Annotated in this window: 2 protein-coding genes; both read left to right on the top strand. The window is 38.0% G+C overall.

Translation table 11 applies throughout. The features are described from left to right. On the top strand, positions 1-780 hold a 780-nt coding region (locus B9J87_RS08145), incomplete at its 5' end, for a PTS sugar transporter subunit IIC (protein WP_141201555.1). Then, the coding region (locus tag B9J87_RS08140; RefSeq protein ID WP_094150128.1) for a glycoside hydrolase family 1 protein at positions 777-2,191 on the top strand (1,415 nt) is incomplete at its 3' end. The genes B9J87_RS08145 and B9J87_RS08140, both read left to right, overlap by 4 nt.

Genomic DNA, 2,191 nt, shown 5'->3' with positions numbered 1-2,191 from the left:
CTAGTATTTATTACATTCTTATGGTTTGTTCGAGTTTTTCTAAACTTCGATGTTAACTTATTAATTGAACGTATTTTATCTCCATTAGTATTTGGGTTGGATACCCTTCCAGGTATTCTTATCCTAACATTTTTCACATCACTTATTTGGGTATGTGGCATTAATGGCGATAATATTTTTGCTGGTATTGTCTATCCTGTATTATTGGGATATTTAGCTAACAACTCTGCGGCATTTGCTGCTGGAGAAACAATCCCACATGTAACAGCTTATGGTTTCTTCTATTTTAATTTATGGCTAGGTGGTACCGGAGCTACTGTTGGTTTAGTGATTCTTATGTTGGGTTCGCGCAGTAAAACATACCGTTCACTTAGCAAAATCTGTACTCCTCCGACAGTATTTAATATAAATGAACCGTTAGTATTTGGCTTCCCAATTATGTTAAACCCTGTAGTTATTCTACCTTACGTGTTAACACCTGTAATTCTACAAGCAGCGACCTACGGCTTAATGTATTACGGTTTAATTGGAAAAGTAGTTGTTGCCATTCCTTGGACTACTCCTCCTCTATTAAGTGGTTATCTATCTACTGGTGGTGATATCAGAGCCGTGGTTTGGCAAGCAATATCCATTTTGATTTCGGTTTGTGTTTATTATCCATTCTTCAAAGTTTCAGAGAAAGCGAAAATTATAGAAGAGCAGGAGTTAGAAGCTGCTGCTAATGCTAAAGTGAAAGATAATGCAACTAAAAAAATGGTTAATGAAGAGGTTTCAGCTTGATATACAAAAATGCTAAAAACTTCCCAGAGAATTTTCTCTGGGGAGCCTCAACTGCCGCATACCAGGTAGAAGGCGCTCATGAACTGTATGGGCGAAAATTATCTACAGTTGACCTCAACATCAATCCGAACTATGCCGATACCAGCATTGCATCTGACCATTATCATCATTTCCGGGATGATGTTGCCTTAATGAAACAACTTGGGATGAAAGCTTATCGTTTCTCGATTTCGTGGAGTAGAGTTATTCCAGATGGAACCGGGGATATAAATCCGGAAGGAATTAAGTTTTATAACGATTTGATTGACGAACTACTTGCTAATGACATTGAACCTATTGTAACGATTTTTCATTTTGACATGCCACTAGCACTTCAAAATAAATATGCTGGTTGGTGTAGCAGATCAATTATCGATGATTTCAAAAGTTATTGTCATGCATTGTTTACTGAGTTTGGTGATAGGGTTAAATACTGGTTGACGATTAATGAGCAAAGCAACATGTTCTTGCTGCCATACCTTGTTGAACTAGACCCGAATAGCAATAAAACTAAAGAGCAGCAGAAGTATCAGTTAAATCACAACATGATGCTAGCTCATGCTCAAGCGATTCATTTATGTAGAGAATTATTGCCTGAAGCGAAAATCGGTCCAGCTATTGGAATTGCACCCAATTACCCATACAGTTGCCATCCAGATGACATTCTTGCTGCTCGTGAGGCAAATGATTTCCATACCTGGCTATTTATGGATCTATATTGTCATGGGAAGTATAGAGAAAATGTTTGGGCTTACATGGTTGAAAATGATTGTGCACCTACTATTGAAGATGGTGACATGGAAATCATTGCTAGTGCCAAATCAGACTTTATAGGCTTGAATTATTATAGTAGTAAGGCTGTAGCTGCATGCCCCGAGAATGAGGACGCTAGTGAAAAGGTTCTTAATTTTGACGGGACAGATGGCGAATCTAAACATGAGAAAAGGCCTGGGCTGTATCAAGGAAAAGACAACCCATACTTAAAGAAAACACCTTGGGAATGGGAAATTGACCCTGTTGGATTACGGACTCTACTTAACGAGTTAAATGATAGATATCATTTACCCATACTGATCACTGAAAATGGAGTTGGAGGGCTAGATGATGTCGACTCTCGGGGTGAAGTGAATGATGATTATCGAATACACTACTTACGAGACCACATAAAACAGTGCAAACTAGCGATTTCGGATGGTGTAAAATTATTTGGTTATTGTCCGTGGTCATACATCGATTTAATAAGTACTAGTAGCGGGTTTAAGAAACGCTATGGTTTTGTTTTCGTCAACCGTACTGATAGTGACTTAAGGGATTTGAAGAGAATTCCGAAGAAAAGCTTTTATTGGTACCAAAGTGTTATTAATAGTAATGG

The organism is Vibrio sp. V19_P1S1T109, assembly GCF_002241375.1.
Lineage (GTDB): Bacteria > Pseudomonadota > Gammaproteobacteria > Enterobacterales > Vibrionaceae > Vibrio > Vibrio anguillarum.
The sequence above is the reverse complement of the archived record's forward strand: the minus strand, read 5'-3'. Positions and strand labels throughout refer to the sequence as shown.